Source organism: Candidatus Viridilinea mediisalina (assembly GCF_002532535.1).
In the GTDB taxonomy this organism is placed as follows: Bacteria; Chloroflexota; Chloroflexia; order Chloroflexales; family Chloroflexaceae; genus Viridilinea; species Viridilinea mediisalina.
Window position 1 is genome coordinate 1 of record NZ_NQWI01000219.1, and the last position, 3,242, is coordinate 3,242.

Genomic DNA, 3,242 nt, shown 5'->3' on the forward strand with positions numbered 1-3,242 from the left:
CGGCAGCTCAATTTCCGCTTTGTGGTGCGTGATAACCACCCTGGCGCGGGGGCTTTTGCCTATGACACCACGACCTTGACGGTGACCACAGAGGCTGGGCCGTTCCGCGTGACCGCTCCGGCAGGCGGGGAACGGGTTGCTCCAGGGGCAACCTTGGAGGTGCGTTGGGATGTGGCGCATACCAATCTGGCTCCGGTGAGTTGTGCCAATGTGCAGATCGATCTCTCGCGTGATGGTGGGCAGAGTTTTCCCACCATGCTTGCTGCCAGTACGCCGAACACGGGGCAACATACGGTTACACTCCCAGAACAGGGCGCAATCGCGGCCCATGTGCGGGTCAAGTGTAGCGACAATGTCTTCCTGCATATCTCGCCGCGCTTCAGCATCGGCGGAGGGGTCTCCAAGTTCACCGATTCGAGCGATGGCGTCTGTGACGATGATTGTTCGCTGCGCGAAGCGGTGCAATTGTCCAACGCCGCCCCTGGTGCAAATACGATTACGCTAGAGGCTGGTACCTACAGCTTGAGCCTGACGGGCAGTTGGCCCGACGGCGGGGCGCTAGAGGTTAGCGACGACCTGACGATCGCAGGGGTTGGTGCCGGGCGCACGATTATTGATGCCAATCAGATTGATCGCCTCTTCACCCTCACGGAGAGTACGACCCTCACCTTGACCAACCTGACGCTACGAAATGGGCAGGCGAACGGGCCAGGCGGGGCAATCTTCAGCACCGCTGGGCAGATCGTGCTGCAAGATGTGGTCATTGCCGACAGTGAAGCGCTCTGGAAGGGTGGGGCCATCGCACTTGAAGGGGGCAGCCTGACAATTGAAAGCAGTACCCTGCGTGATAATCGGGTGCGCTATGATGCGGCCACTATCGCACAGCATGGCACCATGAGCGGTGGAGGGGCGATCTGGCAGTCGGGCGGATCGTTACAGATCACGGGCAGCAGTATCAGCAATAATGCGATCACTGGGGTGCCAACGGAGAGCGAGGTGCGACCCGATGGCGGCGGCATCTACTTCTGGAACTTCCAAGAGGGTCAAGGCCAGATGAGCATCGCTACGAGTACTTTGAGTGGCAATAGCGCCGGTACGTCGGGCATGGGCGGCGCGATCTTCTTTTTGCCCTTGGTGGGCAGTATGGAGTTGGTGAATACAACGATCAGTGATAATAGTGCCAACGTTGGTGGTGCAGTGGCGCTCTTTGGTCAAGCTACCGCTCCAGTCATGTTCGATTTTGTCACCATCACGGCGAATCAAGCCACTTTTGTTGGCGGTGTCTATGCAGGCGCTGGCAGCACAACGCTCCGCAACACGATCCTGGCACAGAATAGTTCGCGTGACTGCAACAGCCGCGAGCATCTCACCTCAGCGGGCTTCAACCTCTTTGGCGATAGCAACTGCCCCATTGGGGCCAACGATCGCCAAGGCAACCCGCAACTCGCGGCCTTAGCCGACTACGGCGGCCCCACCCTGACCCACGCGCTGCTCGCGGAGAGCCCGGCGCTCAATGCAGCGGGTACCACCTGCCCCGCCACCGATCAGCGTGGCCAGCCGCGCCCGGTGGGTAGCCGCTGCGACATTGGTGCTGTTGAGGGAAGCATAAGTGACAACTTCGTGCCAGCGACGCCTACGCCTACTCCCACCACACAGCCGCAGCAGGGTGCCACCGCTACACCAACGGCCACCCCGCGCCCGGCAGCCACCGCGACGCCGACTAGGCAGCCAACCAGTTCGCACCTGGTCTATTTGCCATTGGTGCAGCGTTGAGGATGCGTGAGGCGAGGAAGCGTGAGGCGAGGAGGCGAGGAGGCGAGGAGCCGTGAGGCGTGGAGCCGTGAGGCGGGCGAGGAGCCGTGAGGCGTGGATCCGTGAGGCGAAGCCCTCGCGTCTCGCGTCTCGCGTCTCGCGTCTCGCGTCTCGCGTCTCGCGTCTCGCGTCTCGCGTCTCGCGTCTCGCGTCTCGCGTCTCGCGTCTCGCGTCTCGCGTCTCGCGTCTCGCGTCTCGCGTCTCGCGTCTCGCGTCTCGCGTCTCGCGTCTCGCGTCTCGCGTCTCGCGTCTCGCGTCTCGCGTCTCGCGTCTCGCGTCTCGCGTCTCGCGTCTCGCGTCTCGCGTCCCGCGTCTCGCGTCTCGCGTCTCGCGTCTCGCGTCTCGCGTCTCGCGTCTCGCGTCTCGCGTCTCGCGTCCTCGCATCCTCGCCTCACAAAGCTTCCAACGCCAACACCAGCTTCGTCAGCATAGCATTGAGCGGCGTAGGCAGCCCTAAGCGTTCACCTTCGCGCACAATGGCTCCATTGATCGTATTGATCTCGCTCGGGCTGCCGCGCAGGATGTCTTGGAGCATTGAAGATTGGTTGCTGGCCGTGGCCTGTGCGACAGCCAGCGTATGGGCAACAGGATCGGCGTAGGGCAACGTGAGCCCCTTGGCGGCGGCTACAGCCGCCGCCTCGCACACAACAGCCTCAAGCAGTTGACGCGCCTCTGGGCTGGTGGCCAGGGCACCATTGGGCACGCGCAGCAGCGCCGTGAGCGCATTGATGCCCACATTCACCAACAGCTTGCCCCAGATCAAGCCTTCGATCTCAGTGCTAACACTGGTAGCGAGGCCACTTGCGCTGAACTGCTCGGCCAGCGCCGCTGCCCGTTGGGCCTCGGGCACACTACCAAGGGTAGTTGGGCCAAGCCCGGCCAAGCGCACACGCCCCGGCCCAAGCAGCGTTGCACCAAGGGTAGTCACCCCTTGACCCACCCGCGCAGCCCCCAGACTGGCAGCCAACATATCGTAGTTACCCAAACCATTCTGCAACGTATAAGCGACCCCATCGGGCGTGAGGAGCTGCGCGGCCACCCGAGCCGCCCACGCGGTCTGATGAGCCTTGACCAGCACGAGGGCAATGGGGACAGGCGCAACATGATGCGGCTCACTCACGGCGCACACTGAGCGCGCCTCCGTCTGCCCGGCATACTCACAGATCAACCCGTGGGCCTTGATCGCCGCCACATGGGCCTCCCAGGTATCCACAAGCACAACATCAGCCACACGGGCCAAATAGAAGCCAATCAGCCCACCGAGGGCCCCAGCACCAAGAATTGCAATACGCATGGTTTTTTGTATGGCAAGGCGAAGCCTTGTGGTTCACGACCACCGTAGTGCCGACGTTAGTCGGCTTCCCATCGCTGGCAAAGACCTCAGCCGACTGAAGTCGGCACTACGATGCCTGTCGGCTTCCCATCGCTGG

2 protein-coding genes are annotated in these 3,242 nt (G+C 62.6%); one reads left to right on the forward strand and one right to left on the reverse strand.

Annotated elements, in window-relative coordinates; translation table 11 throughout:
- Nucleotides 1–1,773 (forward strand): choice-of-anchor Q domain-containing protein (locus CJ255_RS23860; RefSeq protein ID WP_281257231.1); only part of this gene is annotated, 1,773 nt, incomplete at its 5' end.
- Between the two features lie 430 nt (nucleotides 1,774–2,203).
- Here the strand turns inward: CJ255_RS23860 and CJ255_RS21440 are convergent.
- The gene (locus CJ255_RS21440; RefSeq protein WP_097646115.1) at nucleotides 2,204–3,106 is read right to left on the reverse strand and encodes a ketopantoate reductase family protein; all 903 of its coding nucleotides are present in this window, start codon (nucleotides 3,104–3,106) and stop codon (nucleotides 2,204–2,206) included.
- Between the last annotated feature and the right edge of the window lie 136 nt (nucleotides 3,107–3,242).